This window comes from Escherichia sp. MOD1-EC5189, from assembly GCF_002966045.1.
In the GTDB taxonomy this organism is placed as follows: domain Bacteria; phylum Pseudomonadota; class Gammaproteobacteria; order Enterobacterales; family Enterobacteriaceae; genus Escherichia; species Escherichia coli_F.
In genome coordinates this window covers 1-394 of record NZ_PTRX01000129.1, presented here as the reverse complement: position 1 = coordinate 394, position 394 = coordinate 1, and the positions used below count along the sequence as shown (strand labels likewise).

Annotated in this window: 1 protein-coding gene; it reads left to right on the top strand. The window is 40.1% G+C overall.

Annotated elements, in window-relative coordinates; genetic code table 11:
- Positions 1-394, top strand: a 394-nt coding sequence (locus ATB02_RS25870) for an ISAs1 family transposase (RefSeq protein WP_123059875.1), incomplete at both ends; no start/stop codon positions are given.

Here is a 394-nt window from a genome sequence, read left to right as displayed (position 1 = left end):
CGATTCATGTCATTAGTGCGTTCTCAACAATGCACAGTCTGGTCATCGGACAGATCAAGACGGATGAGAAATCCAATGAGATTACAGCTATCCCAGAACTTCTTAACATGCTGGATATTAAAGGAAAAATCATCACAACTGATGCGATGGGTTGCCAGAAAGATATTGCAGAGAAGATACAAAAACAGGGAGGTGATTATTTATTCGCTGTAAAAGGAAACCAGGGGCGGCTAAATAAAGCCTTCGAGGAAAAATTTACGCTGAAAGAATTAAATAATCCAGAGCATGACAGTTACGCAATTAGTGAAAAGAGTCACGGCAGAGAAGAAATCCGTCTTCACATTGTTTGCGATGTCCCTGATGAACTTATTGATTTCACGTTTGAATGGAAAGG